Source organism: Pseudomonas sp. BIGb0164, assembly GCF_024810135.1.
Lineage (GTDB): Bacteria > Pseudomonadota > Gammaproteobacteria > Pseudomonadales > Pseudomonadaceae > Aquipseudomonas.
In genome coordinates this window covers 214308-232969 of sequence record NZ_JANUEA010000008.1, presented here as the reverse complement: position 1 = coordinate 232969, position 18662 = coordinate 214308, and the positions used below count along the sequence as shown (strand labels likewise).

The following is an 18662-nucleotide window of genomic DNA, read 5'->3' as shown; positions in this document are numbered from 1 at the left end:
CACAAATGTCGTATATACACCTTTTTAGGACACGCCTTCCCAGAGAGCGGTACATGTAATGAAAACCATCGGCCTTGTGATCTACCCGGGCTTCCAGGTACTGGGGCTTGCTGTTTCAGCAGTCTTCGAAACGGCGAATGACCTGCACGGCACGCCCTATACGCTGACGGTGGTGTCGGAACACGGCGGCATCGTGCACTCCTCCCTGGGCTTCGGCATGGAGTCGCAGTCATTCAAGGGCGCGCACTACGACACACTGGTCGTGATCGGCAATAACCGCCTGGACGATGTGTCGCCAGGACTGCTCGACTACTTGCGCAACGCCACTTCACAGCGCATCACCGCGGTGTGCACCGGCGCCTTTGTGCTCGCCCAGGCGGGCTTGCTGGAAGGCCGGCGTGCGACCACCCACTGGGCCCACGCCCGGGCGTTTCGCGACGCCTACCCCGGCGTGCGGATGGAAGAAGACCGCATCTTCGTGATCGACGGCGCGCTGTGGACCTCGGCCGGCATGACCGCCGGCATCGACCTTGCGCTGGCGATTGTAGAGAAGGATTTGGGCACCGAGATCGCGCGCAGTGTTGCCAAAAAAATGGTCGTGCACCACCGTCGTTCGGGCGGGCAATCGCAGTTTTCGACGCTGTTGGACCTCGACCCGAAAACCGACCGCATCCAGAGCACGCTGCTTTACGCGAAAGAACACCTGGATGCCGAGCTGTCGGTGGAAGAACTGGCCGAGATCGCCCACCTGAGCCCGCGCCAATTCAGCCGGATCTTCAAGGAAGAAACCGGCCAATCGCCGGCCAAGGCCATCGAGCACCTGCGGGTTGAAGCGGCGCGGATCATGATGGAGGAAGGCCGCTACTCTCTGGACGTTATCGCCCGGGAATGCGGGTTCGGCGAACGGGAGCGGATGCGTCGATCGTTTTTGCGGGCATTCGGCCAATCGCCCCAAGCAATCAAGCGCGTCACACCGCAACTGTAGGCGCCGGCTTGCCGGCGATGAGGCCCTTGATATGAGTGCATATCTTAAGGGTGCCATCGCCGGCAAGCCGGCTCCTACAGTGGACGATGGCGTCGGATTATTGGGAGACCGGCATGGCGAACTCAGCGCTTTGCTCGATGCTCTCCAACCAGCGCTGCAGACCGACGTGCGCTGGGCATGTCGATGCTGCATGTGGACAGTTACTGGCAGATAAGTGATATCAAGTTTTTGCTATCAGAAGTCGCTCTAAAACCTCGAAGGGGCCTGAGCTTGGCGCATACCCAATCAATCAGCGATCTCCCCATCAAAGATATGGTTAACACTCTTTGGCTTCGTGGTAGGCGACGAAAGATATACAAACAAGGTTCCATCCGACTCCTTGACGGCCATAACTTTCATAAACTCATTAGGGCCTATTGCGAGATGATCCGGCATTTTTTCCGTGGCCAAATTCATTTTGGGTACTGACTCATCAAATACATAAACCACTTTCTGGGTCGTACCTTTTTCTTTGTTTGGTTCAGTCTGCGCCCAGGCATCCAAATCAACTAAACCCTGCAGAGTCGTCGCGGCAGATTGCACACCGGAATCTTGCAATACCTTGCCAACACTATCCTTGATCCTTTTTGCCGCTTCTGCAGTGACAAACGTTGAGCGGTAGGCTTTTTCCTGAGATACGGTCATCTGGTAGAATTCCTTAAGGAAATTTTCTATTTCTGGGGAGGTTCTACCCGATCGCAAAGGTCCATTGACTGTATCTGAGCCTGCCTCAACATAGCCCTCTACCAAAGGGTACTGATCGGCATTACTTCCCTCCAAAAGATTCTTAAATTTTTCAGTAAGCTTTAGCTGCTCTTCACCCGAGAGTGGGTGTAATCGCTGTTTATAGTTAGCAGCAACTTCCTCCAAGGAGTCGCGCGCTTGCAAATGTTTTTTTGAAAAGTATCTTTTTATTCCGTCGACCCCGACCATACCGCGTTCTTTCCAATCGCCCTTTTTATCAAGCCCAGCAATGATATAGCTGCTTCTCAATTTCTCCGGATTCTTAGTGTCTCGCAGATACAATATAAAATGGACACCGTCCCCTGCATCAGGGTGCTCAGCGGCAAAATAATGATTACCCCGTATCTCGACCTCGCGCATTCCCGAAAAAGAGGTAGTTCCCTCAGGCGTCGGGACTACATCAGGCATGTGCGGTTTTGAAATCGGCGCTTCATCATCCAGAGTTTTATACTTTGGCAGGGTTTGTAGCTCAATTTCATTCGTACGCGAACTGCGCCGCCACGTGTACTGCTCAGTCTGGGAACGGTTGATCGTCGGAACCGGTTCACCCGGTTCAACCTCGCCGCCTACTGGCAGAATTTCGTGCGCCAACTGTAAAGCCGAGATAACAGCCGCAGCACCACCACCCACTCGGTCGTCGGCGGTCATGCCATCAATTGCATCGTGTATGCCAAATACAACGTTGCCGAGGTTGCCAACGATAGGCACGTAACCGAACGTATTACTCCACAGTTCCTTCGCGGCTTTCCAACCTTGCTGCGAGGAGCCAAAGACTTCTGTCTGGTCAGACCAGAGGGCATTTTTGGCATTCACTTCCTGGAATTTGGCGGCAATACCAGCATTCAGGTCACCGAATTTCAACCGGTATTCGCCCCCTCTCGATTCGGTATAGTTGAAGGTTTCCCCTACCGGCACCTCTTTATCTTTGACTAGGTTTTGATACCCAGGGTAAGTCGCATTGCTACCTGCAATCAGTGTGTCAAGTACATCGCCGGCTTTCGGCCAATGCGCATCTTTGCCGCCTTGCTTATCGCTGGCATTGAAACTATTCAGTATATGGTCGCGGTTGTGTTTCGCCCAGTCGGCAAAATCAGCGTCGCTGTGAATTTCACGCGCACTACCGTTCTTCAAATCAATGATCACGCCCTTGTTGGGCCTGTTCGCGTAATTCCCATCAAATTCGCTAAAGGGAATAAAGGCATACCCCGCCATAGGGTAGCCATAGATATTTGGAATAATAACTTGCCCATTTTTTTGCAGCGTACGGTTGATCGCCGCCAGCCCTTCGGCACTTAAAAGTCCCGAGGCATCATTATTATTAACCAGACTTTGCAATGTGCCACGAACGACATAAGCGTCCGCTTTTCCTGAGCGACTCGCCAATCCCCCCGAAGCGTCGCGCATGGGCGTGGCAACGTCCTCTTTCCAATGGGATTGGAGGCTGTCGCCGAGCGACTCAAGCTCGTCGATCGTGCTCCGATCTTTCGGTTCGATATGCATAAATTGGAAATTGATCGGGCCACCACGCGGAACCTTATCGTGCTGAAGAGCACCGGCTGCGATCTCCCAGGCAAAATAGGTGCGTTCTTCGGTGCCGGTCAATGTATCTGGCGATCCTCGTCCGGTATAGCTGCGGAAGGTCACCGTGAACTTTTCATGAGGGTCACGACCTGCCGCCAACAGCCCGCCGCTGAAGTAACCCGCCGGCTCCAGAAACTTACGAATCTGCTGAAACTTGACATTACGTTCACCTTCGCTGCCACTTTCGATGTTCTTTATATGCGTCACCACTCGCTCGGAATACGCTTTTATAAGTTCCATTCGTTGTGACAACGTGTAATATTTGGTAGGTGGCAATGCGAAGTCAGAATTATAAATAACCGAATTATAATAATTCGCCAGTGGCGCAGGACCAGTGTGTTCACTGATCGCAGGCGCGCCAGCTAGCTGGCTGAAACTGGGGCGCAATTGAGCGACATTTGAGATGCTGTCTCCACGTAGCGAAACCGACGGCAGGGAGGGAGAATAAACATTCATGGGCGACGTCCTTCTTCAGGCGACTACAGTTAAACAACTCATTCACGGAATATAAACTTGGATTGAGCGTCCACTGCTCCCGTTCAAACACCGCATTAGTGGTTTTTGAATAGACTGCTGTAATTTTTCGTACTCAAATTACGAAACAACCCTTACATTAGTCGCTGTATAAGTCGCCCCAGAAAGTAAATGAGTTCCTTAAACAAGAAGGGCGGTTGTTACACGCTATTTTCACAGTACACCCTAGGCCACATCCTCAAATTCCTGAAACACAAGTAAAAATGTGGGAACGGACAAGTCCGTTCCCACATTGGATCCAGCACAATATTGAGTTACTTCGATACCGGCATCGCGAACTCCGCACCCTGTTCGATACTCTCTGACCACCGCTGCATGATCGATTTCTGCTTGGTGTAGAAGCGCACGCCTTCGGTGCCGTAGGCATGCATGTCGCCAAACAGGCTCTTCTTCCAGCCACCAAAACCATGCCAGGCCATCGGTACCGGGATTGGTACGTTGATGCCGACCATGCCCACTTCAATGCGCCGTGCAAACTCGCGGGCGATGTTGCCGTCGCGGGTAAAGCAGCTCACGCCGTTGCCGAACTCGTGGTCGTTGACCAGCTTCACCGCTTCGGCGAAGTCGGCAGCGCGCACGCACGCCAGCACCGGGCCAAAGATCTCTTCGCGGTAGATGCTCATGTCTTTGGTCACGTGGTCGAACAACGTCGCGCCGAGCCAGAAGCCATTTTCCAGGCCCGCTTCAGCAGGCACATAGTCACGGCCGTCGAGCAGCAGTTTGGCACCGGCTTGCACGCCTTGTTCGATATAGCCACTGATGCGCTCCAGCGCGGCGCGGGACACGATCGGTCCCATCTCGGCTTTCAGGTCGCGGCCGTCAGTGATGCGCAGTTGCTGGGCACGCTCGGTCAGGGCCGCGATGACCTTGTCACCCACATCCCCCACCAGCACCGCCACCGAAATGGCCATGCAACGTTCGCCGGCACTGCCGTAGGCCGCGCCCATCAAGGCGTCGACGGTTTTTTCAATATCGGCGTCGGGCATCACCACCATGTGGTTCTTCGCGCCGCCCAGGCCTTGCACGCGTTTGCCGTGGCGGGCGCCGGTCTCGTAGATGTACTGGGCGATCGGCGTGGAGCCGACAAAGCTCACCGCCTTGACATCGGGGTGTTCGATCAGTGCATCCACCGACTCCTTGTCGCCCTGCACCACGTTGAACACCCCTTTGGGCAGGCCGGCTTCGCGCAGCAGTTCAGCCATGAACAACGAGGCACTCGGATCGGTCGGGCTTGGCTTGAGGATGAAGGTGTTGCCCGCCGCGATGGCGATCGGGTACATCCACATCGGCACCATCACCGGGAAGTTGAACGGCGTGACACCGGCCACCACTCCCAGCGGCTGGCGCAGGGTCCAGTTGTCCATGCCACGGGAAACCTGGTCGGAGAACTCACCCTTGAGCAGGTTGGGAATGCCACAGGCAAATTCGAGGATGTCGATGCCACGGTCCACTTCACCCTGGGCGTCGGTGAACACCTTGCCGTGCTCGGCGACGATGATGCGCGCCAGGTCGTCCTTGCGCTCACGCAGCAGGTGCAGGTATTCGAACAGCACGCGGGCACGGCGGATCGGCGGGGTGTCGGCCCAACCGGCGAACGCGGCCTGGGCGGCAGCGACGGCTTCGGACACGGTCTGGCGGCTGGCCAGCGCGACGCGGCCGGTCTTTTCGCCGGTGGCCGGGTTGAAGACATCCTGATAACGATCATCGCGGGACACGCGCTGGTCGTTGATGTAGTGCTCGATGGTCGTGGTCATGGCAGTGGTTCCCAGGTGGGTAGCGATGGGAACCACGATAGGCTTTCGGTTTGTTCCAAACCAGAGCAGAATCCAGAACTTATTGTCCACCTATGCGAACAATACTCCCATGGAAAAAGCTGAGATCGAAGGGCTGTGGACCCATATCCACTGGCTGTCGGTGCTGGAAGAACAAGGCACCTACACCGCTGCGGCGGCGCGACTGGGCGTGAGCAAATCGGCGGTCAGCCAGCGCATTTCCGACCTGGAAAAAGCCACCGGCACCCGGCTGGTCACCCGTACCACGCGCAGCGTGCGGCTGACGGATGCCGGCCTGTCGTTGACCCGCGAAGTGCGCAGCGCCTACGAACACATCGCCCGCAGTTTCTCGTCGGTGCGTGACTCAGTAGGCGAGATTCGCGGCCTGGTGCGCCTGACGGCGCCGGTGGCGTTCGCCCGCCAGCAACTGGTGCCGCACCTGTCGGCGTTCCTGCAGCAATACCCGCAGGTGCGTATCCAGCTGGACGTGTCCGACGCGCTCAGCTCGCTGGCGGCCGAAGGCTATGACCTGGCGGTGCGGCACGGCTTCCAGGTACCGGAAACCCACGTGGCCTGGAAACTGTGCGACACCGCCTCGGTGCTGGTGGCGACCCGGGAATACCTGCAACGCCACGGCGAACCCCGCGAGCCTGGCGACCTTACTGCGCATAACTGCCTGTTCTACCCGCGCGGCACCGATCAGCCGGCGTGGACCTTCGAGCGCGGCATCAAGAAGGTCAAGCGCCTCACCGTGCCCATCGCCGGCAGCTTCGCCACCAACAACAGCGAAGCCCTGCGCGACTCGGCCCTCAACCACTTGGGCATCGCCCTGCTCCCGGATTTCAGCGCCCATGCCGCGCTGGCCAGCGGCAAGCTGGTGCAGGTGCTCAAGGACTGGACGCTCAAGGGGGTGTTTGCCGATGAGATCTACTTGATCCGGCCGTATTCGCCCCATGTGCCGAAGTCGGTGAGTGTGTTGGTGAGTTATCTGAGGGACGCGCTGTCGGGTGGCTTCAGTGTTGTTACGCCACTTTAGGCACGCACTTCTGTGTTCGAGCAAAAAACCTGTCACTAGTGACAGGTATTCGCTTCATACAACGGGCCAAGTAAACCCCGCCTAATTACTTTAAGCGGAATCATTCTCGACAACTAAGCTCTTCCCCGTTACTTATAGCCAACCGCAATAAATCACGCGCCACAGGCAACAACATTGCAATTAAACCGGCACTTTCTAACCCCGCTACCAACGGCTTCTTGACGCCCATTGAAAGACCATACAACTAATTGTAATTATTGAATTAATGCGCGCAAAAACCCTCGTCTACACGTCCCTTTTGAAACTCCTTACTGCACCCGCTTGCAAAACAACCACAACCGTCTACGTTCATGAATACCGTAAAAGCCATCAGCCACTATTGATAAAACCACCCTGCCGGGCGAGGGATTTTATTGCACTGAAAAAAGACCAGACGCTGCTTTAACTCAAGACACGGAATTTAAGTCTTAACTCTCAGAAGGGATGCTTTGATGAAGCGCAGCCAGTGGTACCGTGCGTTCTCGAAAAAGGGGCCAGCCGATCATTTCTGGCTGTCGTTGCTGTGCTTTTGCGGCCTGGTCATCGCCAGCTTCCTGTTGTTCGAGCAACAGATCCAAGACTTCCTCGCGCACCTGAACCTGTACCAACCTTCGACGCCCGCGCAAACACTCAACCTCGCCCTGTTGCTGGTCGCCCTGCTCGCGCTGGACGTGGTGCTGCCGGTGCCGTCGAGCGTGGTGGCGCTGCTGGCGGTGGCGCTGTTCGGCAGCCTGGGCGGTTACCTGGTGATCTTTATCGGGCTGTGCCTGGGCGCCGGCTTGGGGTATGCGCTGGGGGCCGGGTATTTCCGGTTGTTGTCCAGCCGCCTGGGCCTGCATCAGCGCCAGCCAGGGCAGCTGGGGTATCGCTTGGGCACGCTGTCGCTGATCTGCCTGCGCGGCGTGCCGGTGCTGGCGGAAACCTCGGTGGTCGCGGCCGGCATGCAACGCTATCCGCTGCGAGCGTTTTTGCTGATCACCACCCTGGCCAACGCCGGGCTGGCGCTGGCCTACACGGCCATCGGCACCTTCCTGATCGAACAGAACGCGCTGCTGGTGACGGTGCTCGCCAGCATGGTGTTGCCGCTGCTGTTCGTCGCTGGCTACAGCCTGCTCAAGACCCTGCGCAAACCCGCCAAGGATCAACTGCTGCACGGGCGCTTTGAGGTGAGCTACGACTACCCGGTGGTGTTCACCGATCACCTGTTCGACCCACTCAACCCGTGCCTGCACGGCCAGCTCACCGCCCACCACGCGGGCCCGGTGACGGTGATGGTGTTTGCCGACGCCCAGTTGCTGCAAAGCGCTCCGCAATTGGGTGAGCAGATCGACGCGTATTTCGCCGCCCATGACGACCTGCACCTGCAAACGGCCCCTGTCGCAGTGCCGGCCGGTGAGTTGAGCAAGACCGCCCAGGTGCTCGAACAGCTCTACCGCGACATGTTGAACCACGGCCTGGATCGGCACTGCTACGTGCTGGCCCTGGGCGGTGGCGCGGTGCTGGACGCCGTGGGCTACGCCTGTGCCACGTTCCACCGAGGCATCCGCCTGATCCGCCTGCCCAGCACGGTACTGGCCCAGAATGACGCCGGTATCGGCGTGAAAAATGGCATCAACGCCTTCGGCCAGAAGAACCTGCTGGGCGCCTTCTACCCCGCCACCGCCGTGATCAATGACTTCCAACTGCTCACCAGCCTGACACGCCGTGACCAGATCGCCGGCCTCGCCGAGGCGGTCAAGGTGGCACTGATCAAGGACCAGGCCTTCTTCGAATGGATGGAACAGCACGCCGACGCCCTCGCCCACTTCGAACACAGCGCCAGCCGCTACGCGATTCGCCGCTGCGCCGAATTGCACCTGGGGCACATCACCGGTGCCGGCGACCCGTTCGAACGCGGCAATGGCCGGCCGCTGGACTACGGGCACTGGGCCGCGCACAAGCTGGAAAACCTCAGCCACCACCGCTTGCGCCATGGCGAAGCGGTTGCCGTGGGCATGGCCCTGGATGGCCTGTACGCCAACGCCCTGGGGCTGTTGAGCGATGCCGACAGTGAACGGGTGATGAACCTGCTGCGCACCCTGGGCTTCAACCTATGCCCGGCGGAACTGGGCCTCAAGGACAGCCAAGGTCGCTCGCAGGTATTGCTCGGCCTGGAAGAATTCCGCCAGCACCTGGGTGGGCAGCTGTCGATCCCCATGCTCAACCGGATCGGCCAGTCGGTGGACCTGCACGAGATCGATGACGCGCACATGGAAGCCGCCCTGCAACGCCTGATGGCCAGCAGCGCGCGCCCCTTGCCCCTGCACGAGGGCTACGCCAGATGAGCCAGGCCGACGTAAAAACCTGGCTGACCCTGGGCCGCGTGTCCAACCTGCCCACGGTGTGGACCAACACCCTGGCTGCCGCCCTGCTCGCCAGCAGCGCCGGAGCCCTGGCGCCACCGTCGTCGCTGGTGTGGCTGCTGTTGCTGTGCACGCTGTCGCTGCTGTACCTGGCCGGCATGCTGCTCAACGACTTGCTGGATGCCGATTGGGACGCACAACACCACAACCCACGCCCGATCACCCTGGGCCTGGCCAGCCGCCAACAGGTGGGGCGCGCCACGGCACTGTTGCTGACCCTGGCCGCCGTGGCGGTGCTGGGCCTGAGCCGGTTGATTGACCAGCCCCATTGGCTGCTCGGCGGCGTGGTGCTGCTGGTGGGCTGCATCTTCGGCTACAACCTGCTGCACAAGAAATACGCTCACAGCGTGTGGTTGATGGGCGCCTGCCGCTCGGCGCTGTACCTCACCGCCGCTGCCAGCCTGGCGGTGCCACCGGAGCCGATCTGGCTCTGCGCGATGTTGCTGGGCGTGTACATCAGCGGCCTGACCTACCTGGCCCGCCAGGAACACCGCAACAGACTGATCAGCCGCCTGCCGGTGCTGCTGATGCTCAGCCCGCTGGCCCTGGCGCTCTACTCCAACAACCTGTGGTTCTGGCCGGTGCTGGCGCTGTGGCTGGGCTGGTTGGGCTGGCATTACGTCAAGCACCTGGCCAACCCCCAGCACCGCCAGGTGCGGGCGTTTATCGGCGCGGGCCTGGCGGCGTTGCCGCTGTTCGATGCCCTGGTGCTGGCGGTGGCTGACCAGCCGTTGGGCAGCCTGCTGTGTGTGCTGGTGTTTTTCCTGCTCCCCCACTTTCAGCGCTGGATCAAACCCACATGAACATGCGCCCCGAATGCCTCACCGAACAGCATCACACCCTGGCCCAGCAACTGAATGCCGCCGAGTTGCACTGGTGGCAGCAGGCACAAGAGCAACTGGCCCAACAGCCAAGCGCGACCACAACGGCGCTGTTGAGCGGCCAATGCAAACGCCACCTGAACGCCGCCGTCGTTGACCGGGCACGTGCCTTGTTGCTGAGCCAGCTACTTGAGCAGGCACCTGTCGACGAACGCCCGGCGCTGCTGCGCCAGCTGTTCCTATGGGGCGATGACCACGAAAAAGTCGCCACCCTCAAGGCCCTCGACTGGCTCGACAGCGAGGGTGTGTGCCTGGAACTGGCGCTCCAGGCCGGGCGCACCAGCAACCCCCAGGTGTTTGCCGCCCTGGCGCTGGACACTGCCTACCCGTCGCGGCACTACCCCGAGCGCGCCTTTCACCAGTTGGTGCTCAAGGCCCTTGGCATGGGCCTGGACATCACACGCCTGGTCGGCCTGGAACAACGCCAGGGCGTCACGCTCAATCAGCTCGCCCTCGACCTGCTGGACGAGCAACTCGCCGCCGACCGCCCCGTGTCACCCGGACTGCCCCACGCCATTGCCTTCCACCTGCTCAGCCCCGCGCAACGCCAGCGCCTGGGCGGCCTGCGCCTGCCGCAGGAGTGGCAGGCCTACCTGAATTGAGCCCCACCGCCAGCCCCTTTCCCTTGACGAGGATTCACCATGCTCAAGTACTTCGATCCGCATATCCACATGGTCAGCCGCACCACCGACGACTACCAGAACATGGCCGCCGCCGGCATTACCGGGGTGATCGAACCTGCGTTCTGGCAGGGCCAGGCGCGCACCAGCGTCGGCAGTTTCGTCGACTATTTCGACACACTGCTGGGGTGGGAGCGCTTTCGCGCGAGCATGTTCGGCATCCATCATTTCTGCACCATCGGCCTGAACCCCAAGGAAGCCAATGACCTGTCGATTGCCAATGAAGTGCTGGAGATCCTGCCGCGCTACCTGGTCAAGGATGGCGTGGTGGCGGTGGGTGAAATCGGCTATGACGACATCACCCCCGAAGAAGACCGCTTTCTCGCCGCGCAGCTGGAGCTGGCCAAGCAATTCAACCTGCCGGTGCTGGTACACACCCCGCACCGCGACAAAATCGGCGGCACCAAGCGCACCCTCGCAGTGGTCCGCGAAGTGGGGATTGCCGAACACCTGGTGATCATCGACCACCTCAACGAACTCACCCTGCCCCTGGTACTCGATAGCGACTGCTGGCGCGGCCACTCGATCTACCCCAACACCAAGATGTCCGAGCAACGCATGGTGGCCCTGCTCAAGGAATACGGCACCGAAAAAATGGTGGTCAACAGCGCGGCGGACTGGGGCATCAGCGACCCGCTCAAAGTACCCAAGACCGGCCAGGCCATGCTGGCAGCAGGCTTCAGCGAAGCCCAGGTCGAGCAGGTGCTGTTCCACAACCCCGTGGACTTCTTTGCCCAGAGCGGCCAGTTGGACAAGGCCCTGGTCAGCACCCCATTGCCCATCGACCAGCGCAAGCAGTGGCAGGAAAACTCGGCCCTGCGCGGCCAGGAACCGGTGGTCAAATGAGTGCCGCCAGTGGCTGGACGGCCGCCCAGGTCGGCTATTGCAGCAATGTGCATCCCACCCGTGACCTGGCCGGGCTCAGCGCGTCCATCGCGCAGCATTTCCAGGGTGTGCGCAGCCTGCGCGGGCTTTTGGAACAGGACAGCGGCCTGTGGATCTGCGCCCGCGCTGCCGAGCAATTGCGCGACGCCTCGGCACGGGCGCACTTCCTCAAGCTGCTGCACACCAGTGGCGTGCGCCTGACCTCGCTGAACGGCTTTCCCTACGGTGAGTTCCATCAGGGCGCGGTGAAAGCCGAGGTCTACCTGCCGGACTGGGCCGACCCGCAGCGGCTGGACTACAGCCTGGACCTGGCGCGTATCCTCGCCGAAGCCTTGCCGCCCGGCTGTCGCCAGGGCGTGATTTCCAGCGTGCCGCTGGGCTATGCCGCCACCTGGACGCCTGCCTTGCAACGGCGGGCTGAAGAGCACCTCAACCGGCTCACCGCTGCCCTCGCCGACCTGCACCGGGAAACCGGCAAGAAGATCGTGTTCTGCCTGGAGATGGAACCGGACTGCGTGCTGGAAACCACCGAGCAGGCCATCGCGTTCTTCCAGCAGCGGCGCGTGACCGACCCGAACCACGCCTACCTGGCGCTGTGTTTTGACGTGTGCCATCAGGCGGTGATGTTCGAAGACTGTTATCAGTCCCTGGACCGCCTGCGCCAGGCCCGGGTACCGGTGGGCAAGATCCAGCTGTCCAACGCCATGATCTGTCGCCTGCCGTCGCAAGGCGACGCGCAACGCCAACCGGTACTCGACACCCTGGCGACCTTTGCCGAAGCGGTCTACCTGCATCAGGTCAAAGCCCTCGACGCGCAAGGCCGGGTGGTCGCCTGGCCGGACTTGCCTGCCGCCCTGGCGGGTTGCGACCGTTTTCGCGAGCTGCGCATTCACTTCCACGTGCCGCTGTTCAGCGAACACTTGTTGCTGCCCGAACTGAGCGGCAGCCAAGTGGCATTGGCGCAAACCTTCGATTACCTGGCGGGCCATCCCGAGTTCCGCCCGGTGCTGGAGGTGGAAACCTACAGCTGGGGCGTGCTGCCCGCCGAGCTTAGGCCCGCCTCCGAGCAGGCCCAGTTGGCGGGCATCGCGGCCGAGCTGACCTGGGTCGAGACGCAGCTGCGCCAACGCAACCTGCTGCGTTCCCCGGTGCAGGAGGCTTACGCCCATGCCCTCTGATCAACCGTTGTTGCTGATCAATGTGGTGGGGCTGACGCCCGCGTTGCTCGGCGAGGCCACGCCGCATATCAATGCGCTGCTCAAGACCGCGCAGATGGCCCACTTGCAACCGGTGTTCCCGGCCGTCACGTCGACGGTACAGGCCTCGATCCTCACCGGCGCACCGCCATCGGCGCACGGCATCGTCGGTAACGGCTGGTACTTTCGCGACCAGGCCGAGGTGAAATTCTGGCTGCAACCCAACGCGCTGATCCAGGGTGAAAAGGTCTGGCACACCCTCAAGCGTGCACTGCCGGGGTTTCGCTGCAGCCAGCTGTTCTGGTGGTACAACATGTATGCCGACGTGGACGCCGCCATCACCCCGCGCCCCCATTACCCCGCCGATGGGCGCAAACAGTTCGGCCTGTATTCGTCGCCGCCCGAGCTGCACGCTCAGATCGAAGAGCAGATCGGCGAGTTTCCGTTTCCCGGTTTCTGGGGGCCAGCGGCGGGTATTCGCTCCAGCCGCTGGATCGTCGATTGCGCCATCGCCGAATTCCAGATCAATCGGCCGCACCTGCAATTGATCTACCTGCCTCACTTGGACTACAGCCTGCAACGCGTGGGCCCCGACCACCCCTCGATTGCCGATGAAGTGCGCGCCATCGACCTGGAAGTCGGGCGTTTGCTGGCATTTGCCGAGGATCAGGGGGCGGCAGTGATGGTGCTCTCCGAGTACGGCATCGAAGCGGTCGAGCAGTCGATTTCGATCAACCGTGTGCTGCGCAGCGAAGGCCTGTTGCAGGTGCGCCAGTCCCTCAGTTGGGAGCTGCTCGACGCCGGTGCCAGTGCGGCGTTCGCGGTGGCCGACCATCAAATCGCGCATGTCTATGTGAAGCAGGCGCAGGACATTCCCCGCGTCAAAGCGCTGTTGCAGCGCCAGCCGGGCATTGAGCAGGTGCTGGATAAAACCGAACAATGCGCCTGGCAACTGGACCACCCGCGCAGCGGTGAGCTGGTGGCGGTGGCCGCCGCCGGGTATTGGTTCGATTACTACTACTGGCTGGATGATCGCAAGGCACCGGACTTCGCGCGCACCGTGGACATCCACCGCAAGCCCGGCTACGACCCGCTGGAGCTGTTTGTCGACCCGGCCATCCGCTTCCCCCGGCTGAAAGTGGCGCGCCGCCTGCTGCAGAAAAAACTCGGCTTTCGCTACTACATGGACCTGATCCCGCTGGACACCCGCCTGGTCCGTGGCAGCCATGGCCGCCTGCCGAGCAGCGTGCAGGGCGGCCCGTTGCTGATCACCAATTGCGACCTGGCGTTGCCGCAGCAGCTTGCGGCGACGGCAGTCAAGCAACTGCTCCTGGAACACTTCCTGGGGCGCCCCCACACCAAACTGGCCACAGCCAAGGAGCTTCCATGCGGCGAGCCTTATCAATCACTGTCCTGAGTGCACTGGCCGGATTGGCCCAGGCCCAGGCCCCCAGCACCTTCGATTGCAGCAACTTCCTGCAGTTTGGAGGCAACCTCAATGCCACCCGAACCCTCTTCACCCAAAGCCCCGAGACCCTGGCCTGGAACTGGTTCGCCTGCCTCAACCAACCCACGGCCGCCCAAAGCCCGGACCGGGTCTGGGAAACCCTGAAACCGTCAGACCAGGTCTACCTGAAAAACGGTGCCCAACCGCTGCCGTACGCCCAGCGCGTGCCGGTACCCGCCGCCGTGCTCACGCAGGCCAAAGCGCTGGGCATGAACACCAGCCGTCTGTTTCACAACCTCAACGCCACGCAGCAGGTGGACGGGCTGATCCTGCAAATGGGCGGCCAGGTGCCGGCAGCCGAGAAAGGCCAGGCCGTGCGCTTTCAGCTGTTGATGGGCCAGGACACGTTCAATTACATCGTCCAGCAGAACGTCTACAACGTGAACGGTCAGGCGGCGCTGACCAGCGACCTGAACTTCCCCTCCACCGCCTGGGAGCTAAAGGCCGCCTGGCTGTGGATCGGCAGCGACGCCACCTATCAACAGCAACTGGCCAACGACGGTTACTACATCGCCCAGGCCTACTACCAGCAAGGCAGCACGTACCAGGTGGGTTACGCCGCGTTGAGCGGTTTGCACGTGATCAACAAGCTGAACCCCAACTGGGTCTGGACCACCTTTGAAAACGTCAACAACAGCAAGTACACAGTGACCAACGCGACGCCGGCCACGCCCATGACCAACAGCACCGGCCCGACTGCGGCGGCGCAACCGGTGAACACCAGCTTCCAGGCGGCCAACCCGACATTGGCGCAGTACGAGTTGATCGGCGTGCAGTCGGAAACCAACCCCACCCTGTTGGCCAACTCCCAACTGGAGTCGGCGTTCCAGAGCGAATCATCGTGTTTTGCCTGCCACGGCACGGCGGCGTACTCACCCAAGCAGGGCTACTTCAATTTCGCCCTGAAGCAACAGGGCGGCATCGTCTACCCCACCGCCGAGTTGCCGGCCGCCGACTTCGTCGGTTACCACAAACTGGACTTTGTCTGGTCGCTCAAACGCGCCCAGTGGCAACGTTAAGGAGCCTGACATGAGCGTATTGAATTTTCCTCGGATCTACGTCAAAGGCCACATGTTCTGGAACCCGCCAACGGCCAATAACAACGACATGTTCCCGGTGTATGACGCGGTGAAGATGCAGATGAACTGGCCGTTCCTGGAGTCCTTTGGCATTACGCCACTCAATGCGGCCAGCACACTGCTGCCCTGGACGATTGCGCCGCTGCCGGTCAACCAGATTCCTGACTATGTGCTGCAAGTACCGGGCAATGCCCCACAAGTGACCACGCCGATGATCCCCGGCGAATGGAACCTGTTCGGTGACAATGCTTGCGGCACCGTGAGCTATCAGCAGACCCAATCGGTGATCAGTGGCGGTGAACTGCCTGGTGGCGGTTACGTTGCCACTGACTCGCTGATCAACCAGCCCTACCAACTGGTGGGCAACCCCTTTGGCGGCGCAGGCCCTACGGCGGCGCGTTTTGTCGACGTGAGCCCGTGGCAGAACACCTTCACCGCGCTGTACTTCGACAAGCTGGTACTGGGCACTCCGCAATGCGGCCTGACCCTGAACCGCGAGCACCGTATGCTCGACCGATTGCTGAACTTCAACTGGGCGGGCCTCGGCGGCCTGAGCTACGTCACCACGACCTGGCAGACGTGCTTCCCGAAAGAAAACCTGGCATGGGCGGTGGGCGACTCGGCGCTGCTGCAAAACCTGCAAGCGCAGATGCAGCAACAGAACGCCAAGGGCCTGATGTTCCGTTTTACCACCTACCTCACGTGCTACGACAAGAACGGCATCCTCAACGACTTCCCGCCCATCGACACCCACTCCTCCACCCCGGAGGCGCTGGCCAAGGTGCAAGCCATGTACCAGCAGGGGCTGGACAACGTCGGCGATATTTTCTTCAACCCGGCCTACAGCCGCACGGTCGGCACCCTCGGCCTGTGGTTCGAGGATGAGTTCCCCACCGCACCTGCCGGCATGCGCCTGGTGCCGGCCGCCAAAGTGCCGATTCACATCACCCCAGGGGACAGCCCAAAACAGGTACAGCTCGGCGTGACCTCGGCGCAGATCCATGGCAACACCTTGTCGCTGGACCTGGGCAACACGTTTCCGTTCTATCCGGTCGACAAAAGCGCCCCAATCCCTGTGGCCGCCAAGTACCTGGCGGGCGACTATGCGATTGGCATCCGCCAGGGCACGCAGTTCAACGAATTGGCCCGCTTCGGCTATGCCGATTACCAACAGGCACAGTTCGACAAGCGCTCGGGCATCCTCGACCTGCCCTTCACCGTGGCCGCGCAGACCCTGCTGCAAAACGGCACGCTGGAACTGCAGTTGCAGGGTAGCCCGAATGTGGTCGCCGCGACCCAGCAACGATGGACCGCCGAGGTGGTGGAGAGTGGCAGTTTCATCGATGTAGGCGCCACCCAGACGCTGCAGATCATGGTGCAATGCGACGGCCAGCCGGCACCGAAGGGAACCACGTTGTGGATCGCGGAATACGGCAATGCCTACATGCTGTGCACCACCGACTACTACCTGGCGTTCAACAACTCGGCCGACTTCAAGCTGTTCGACAGCTTCCCTCCCACGTTCCTGCAAAACACCGCTAACCTGCCGCAATTCAACGGCGTTGCCCCGCTGCTTGGCCAAGTGACCGAAGGCACCGGCCGCCAGTTGGTGTCCATACGGCTGGCCGACACCAATGCCACATCGGTGCCCGTGACGTATCAGGAATACTTGAAGACACCTGCATCTGTCGCCCTGAGCCCGACGCTGGAGTTCGCCAACCCGATCAACCGGCAAGGCACGCTGCGTGACGCGTCCAACAGTGTCGTGCAATACAGCGTGACCCAGATACAGACCGACGACCAAGGTATCGCCTACCTCACGGTCACGGGGAAAGCGGCGGGGTTTCCGACCCTGCGTTTCTTTGTGCAAGAGGGTCAGCAAGCGCCGGATATCCCGTTCAGCTTCGCGCTAACCCAGGCCTACACAGACTTCCTCGCACCGCTGCGGGTGTTGCCGCTGGAGCCCGAGTTGCAGAAAAACTTCGTCGATACCTGGAACCGCGTGTACCAGCGCGAGGACGCCGGCGTGGTGATCTGGGAAACGTTCATCTTCCCCTTCATCCTCAAACCCTATTACTACCTCTACCCGATCATGAACAAGTTCATGCCGCTCAATTCCCTGACCCGGATCGAAGGCGCCATCGACCAATTGATCGTGCTGATCAGCAAGGAGTACCAGGAAGAAAGCACCCTGGCGATGCCCATCACCCGCGACATGCCGCAAAGCCGTCGCGCCGTGCTGGAGCTGTGGGCGCAGGCCTTGGTGAAACGCAATTACCCACCCGTGCCGCTCAGCATGAGCGACTACCAATAACGCTGTAACGCCAGGACCACCGGGTGACGCCTGCGTCACCCGGCACTGCACAGGAGTGTCATATGAACGCCAACTTCTTGCGTCGATTCTTGCTGCTGGTGCTGCTGCTCAGCCCCGCAGCGTTTGCTGCCAGTGACAGCGGCGCGGTGTACTTCACCAACGGGGTGCACAACACCGAAGGCTGCAACAAGAAAAATGGCAACTGCATCGCCAAGCGCACCGCCAGCGACCCATCCGACCCGTTCTTCCCGGCGCAATGGATCAGCGACTGGACGATGTACCGGGTGATCCACAACTACCAGAAAAACCCGCCGCCCTACAGTGACCCGCCTTCCACCCTGACGCCGGCCGACTACACCGTGTCCAAGGGCACCAGCTACTACGACACCACCTATATCCCGGCGGACGGCGACGGTTACGGCGCGATGATGGAGCACTACGAGAAGTACTGCCTGCCGATCTTCCCGATAGAGGACAACAACTACACCTGCACCTTCGTGTCCCTGGGCAACAAGGCGTACTTCCTCACTTATCCGGAAGACCGCCCGAAAGACATGCCGGCCTGCTGCATGTTCTCGCCGATGAACCATCCGCCACGGCAGAGCTTCATCGAGCACCTGCCCTATAGCGCCGAGCGCAGCAAACACCTGGGCGGCAGCCTGCAAGCCTATGCCATGGACTTGAAGTCTCCCGCAGGGCCGATCCTGTTTGGCTACGCCTTCAACAAACAACCGACCGGCAGCCCGCCCTACCGGCAGCCGCAGTCGTTCTTTTTCTCGGGGGATACCAGCGTCGCCAACGCGCCCATCGTGAGCCAGAACTACACCAACTTCCGCATCGCCACCCCCGACCCGAAGGACACCTGGGACCAGGTGGCCGACATGTGCCCGGCGAACCCGCCGCCCTGCCAGCTGTTCGTGCCACCGGCAGGCGTGAGCAACGGCCACAAGGCGCAATGGAACCAGCTCATGCAACCCTGACCCCGACA

13 protein-coding genes are annotated in these 18662 nt (G+C 60.6%); 11 read left to right on the top strand and 2 right to left on the bottom strand.

Going from position 1 to position 18662, the window contains the following annotated elements:
- The first annotated feature begins 58 nt into the window (after positions 1 to 58).
- Positions 59 to 985 (top strand): GlxA family transcriptional regulator, encoded by a 927-nt coding sequence (locus tag M2394_RS21770; protein ID WP_259174528.1) that lies wholly within the window; start codon positions 59 to 61, stop codon positions 983 to 985.
- 285 nt (positions 986 to 1270) lie between these two features.
- Here the strand turns inward: M2394_RS21770 and M2394_RS21765 are convergent, their stop codons facing one another.
- The gene (locus M2394_RS21765) at positions 1271 to 3805 is read right to left on the bottom strand and encodes a hypothetical protein (protein ID WP_259174527.1); all 2535 of its coding nucleotides are present in this window, start codon (positions 3803 to 3805) and stop codon (positions 1271 to 1273) included.
- 332 nt (positions 3806 to 4137) lie between these two features.
- Positions 4138 to 5637 carry a CoA-acylating methylmalonate-semialdehyde dehydrogenase gene (locus M2394_RS21760; RefSeq protein WP_259174526.1) on the bottom strand — a complete coding sequence of 500 codons (1500 nt, stop codon included), beginning with the start codon at positions 5635 to 5637 and terminating at the stop codon, positions 4138 to 4140.
- 109 nt (positions 5638 to 5746) lie between these two features.
- Here M2394_RS21760 and M2394_RS21755 point away from each other — a divergent pair, with 109 nt between their 5' ends.
- The 10 genes from M2394_RS21755 (at position 5747) to M2394_RS21710 (ending at position 18654) form a co-directional block, all read left to right on the top strand.
- Entirely contained in the window at positions 5747 to 6691 is a 945-nt protein-coding gene (locus M2394_RS21755; RefSeq protein ID WP_178925902.1) for a LysR family transcriptional regulator, read from the top strand.
- Positions 6692 to 7182: 491 nt separating this feature from the next.
- A complete protein-coding gene (locus M2394_RS21750) occupies positions 7183 to 9054 on the top strand; it encodes a 3-dehydroquinate synthase (protein WP_259174525.1) in 1872 nt (623 codons plus the stop codon).
- Positions 9051 to 9935 (top strand): UbiA family prenyltransferase, encoded by an 885-nt coding sequence (locus M2394_RS21745; RefSeq protein ID WP_259174524.1) that lies wholly within the window; start codon positions 9051 to 9053, stop codon positions 9933 to 9935. The genes M2394_RS21750 and M2394_RS21745 overlap by 4 nt, the downstream gene beginning before the upstream one ends.
- A complete protein-coding gene (locus tag M2394_RS21740; RefSeq protein WP_178925905.1) occupies positions 9932 to 10615 on the top strand; it encodes an EboA domain-containing protein in 684 nt (227 codons plus the stop codon). The genes M2394_RS21745 and M2394_RS21740 overlap by 4 nt, the downstream gene beginning before the upstream one ends.
- A 39-nt stretch (positions 10616 to 10654) precedes the next feature.
- Positions 10655 to 11539: a TatD family hydrolase gene (locus M2394_RS21735; RefSeq protein WP_176997635.1), complete on the top strand. Its 885-nt coding sequence runs from the start codon at positions 10655 to 10657 to the stop codon at positions 11537 to 11539.
- Positions 11536 to 12756, top strand: a complete 1221-nt coding sequence (gene eboE / locus M2394_RS21730; protein ID WP_259174522.1) for a metabolite traffic protein EboE — start codon at positions 11536 to 11538, stop codon at positions 12754 to 12756. Before M2394_RS21735 ends, eboE begins: the two co-directional genes overlap by 4 nt.
- Entirely contained in the window at positions 12746 to 14191 is a 1446-nt protein-coding gene (locus M2394_RS21725; RefSeq protein ID WP_259174521.1) for an alkaline phosphatase family protein, read from the top strand. Before eboE ends, M2394_RS21725 begins: the two co-directional genes overlap by 11 nt.
- Positions 14161 to 15300: a hypothetical protein gene (locus M2394_RS21720; protein WP_259174520.1), complete on the top strand. Its 1140-nt coding sequence runs from the start codon at positions 14161 to 14163 to the stop codon at positions 15298 to 15300. Before M2394_RS21725 ends, M2394_RS21720 begins: the two co-directional genes overlap by 31 nt.
- A 10-nt stretch (positions 15301 to 15310) precedes the next feature.
- Positions 15311 to 17674 carry a hypothetical protein gene (locus M2394_RS21715; protein WP_259174519.1) on the top strand — a complete coding sequence of 788 codons (2364 nt, stop codon included), beginning with the start codon at positions 15311 to 15313 and terminating at the stop codon, positions 17672 to 17674.
- Positions 17675 to 17736: 62 nt separating this feature from the next.
- A complete protein-coding gene (locus tag M2394_RS21710; protein ID WP_259174518.1) occupies positions 17737 to 18654 on the top strand; it encodes a hypothetical protein in 918 nt (305 codons plus the stop codon).
- The last annotated feature ends 8 nt before the right edge of the window (positions 18655 to 18662 follow it).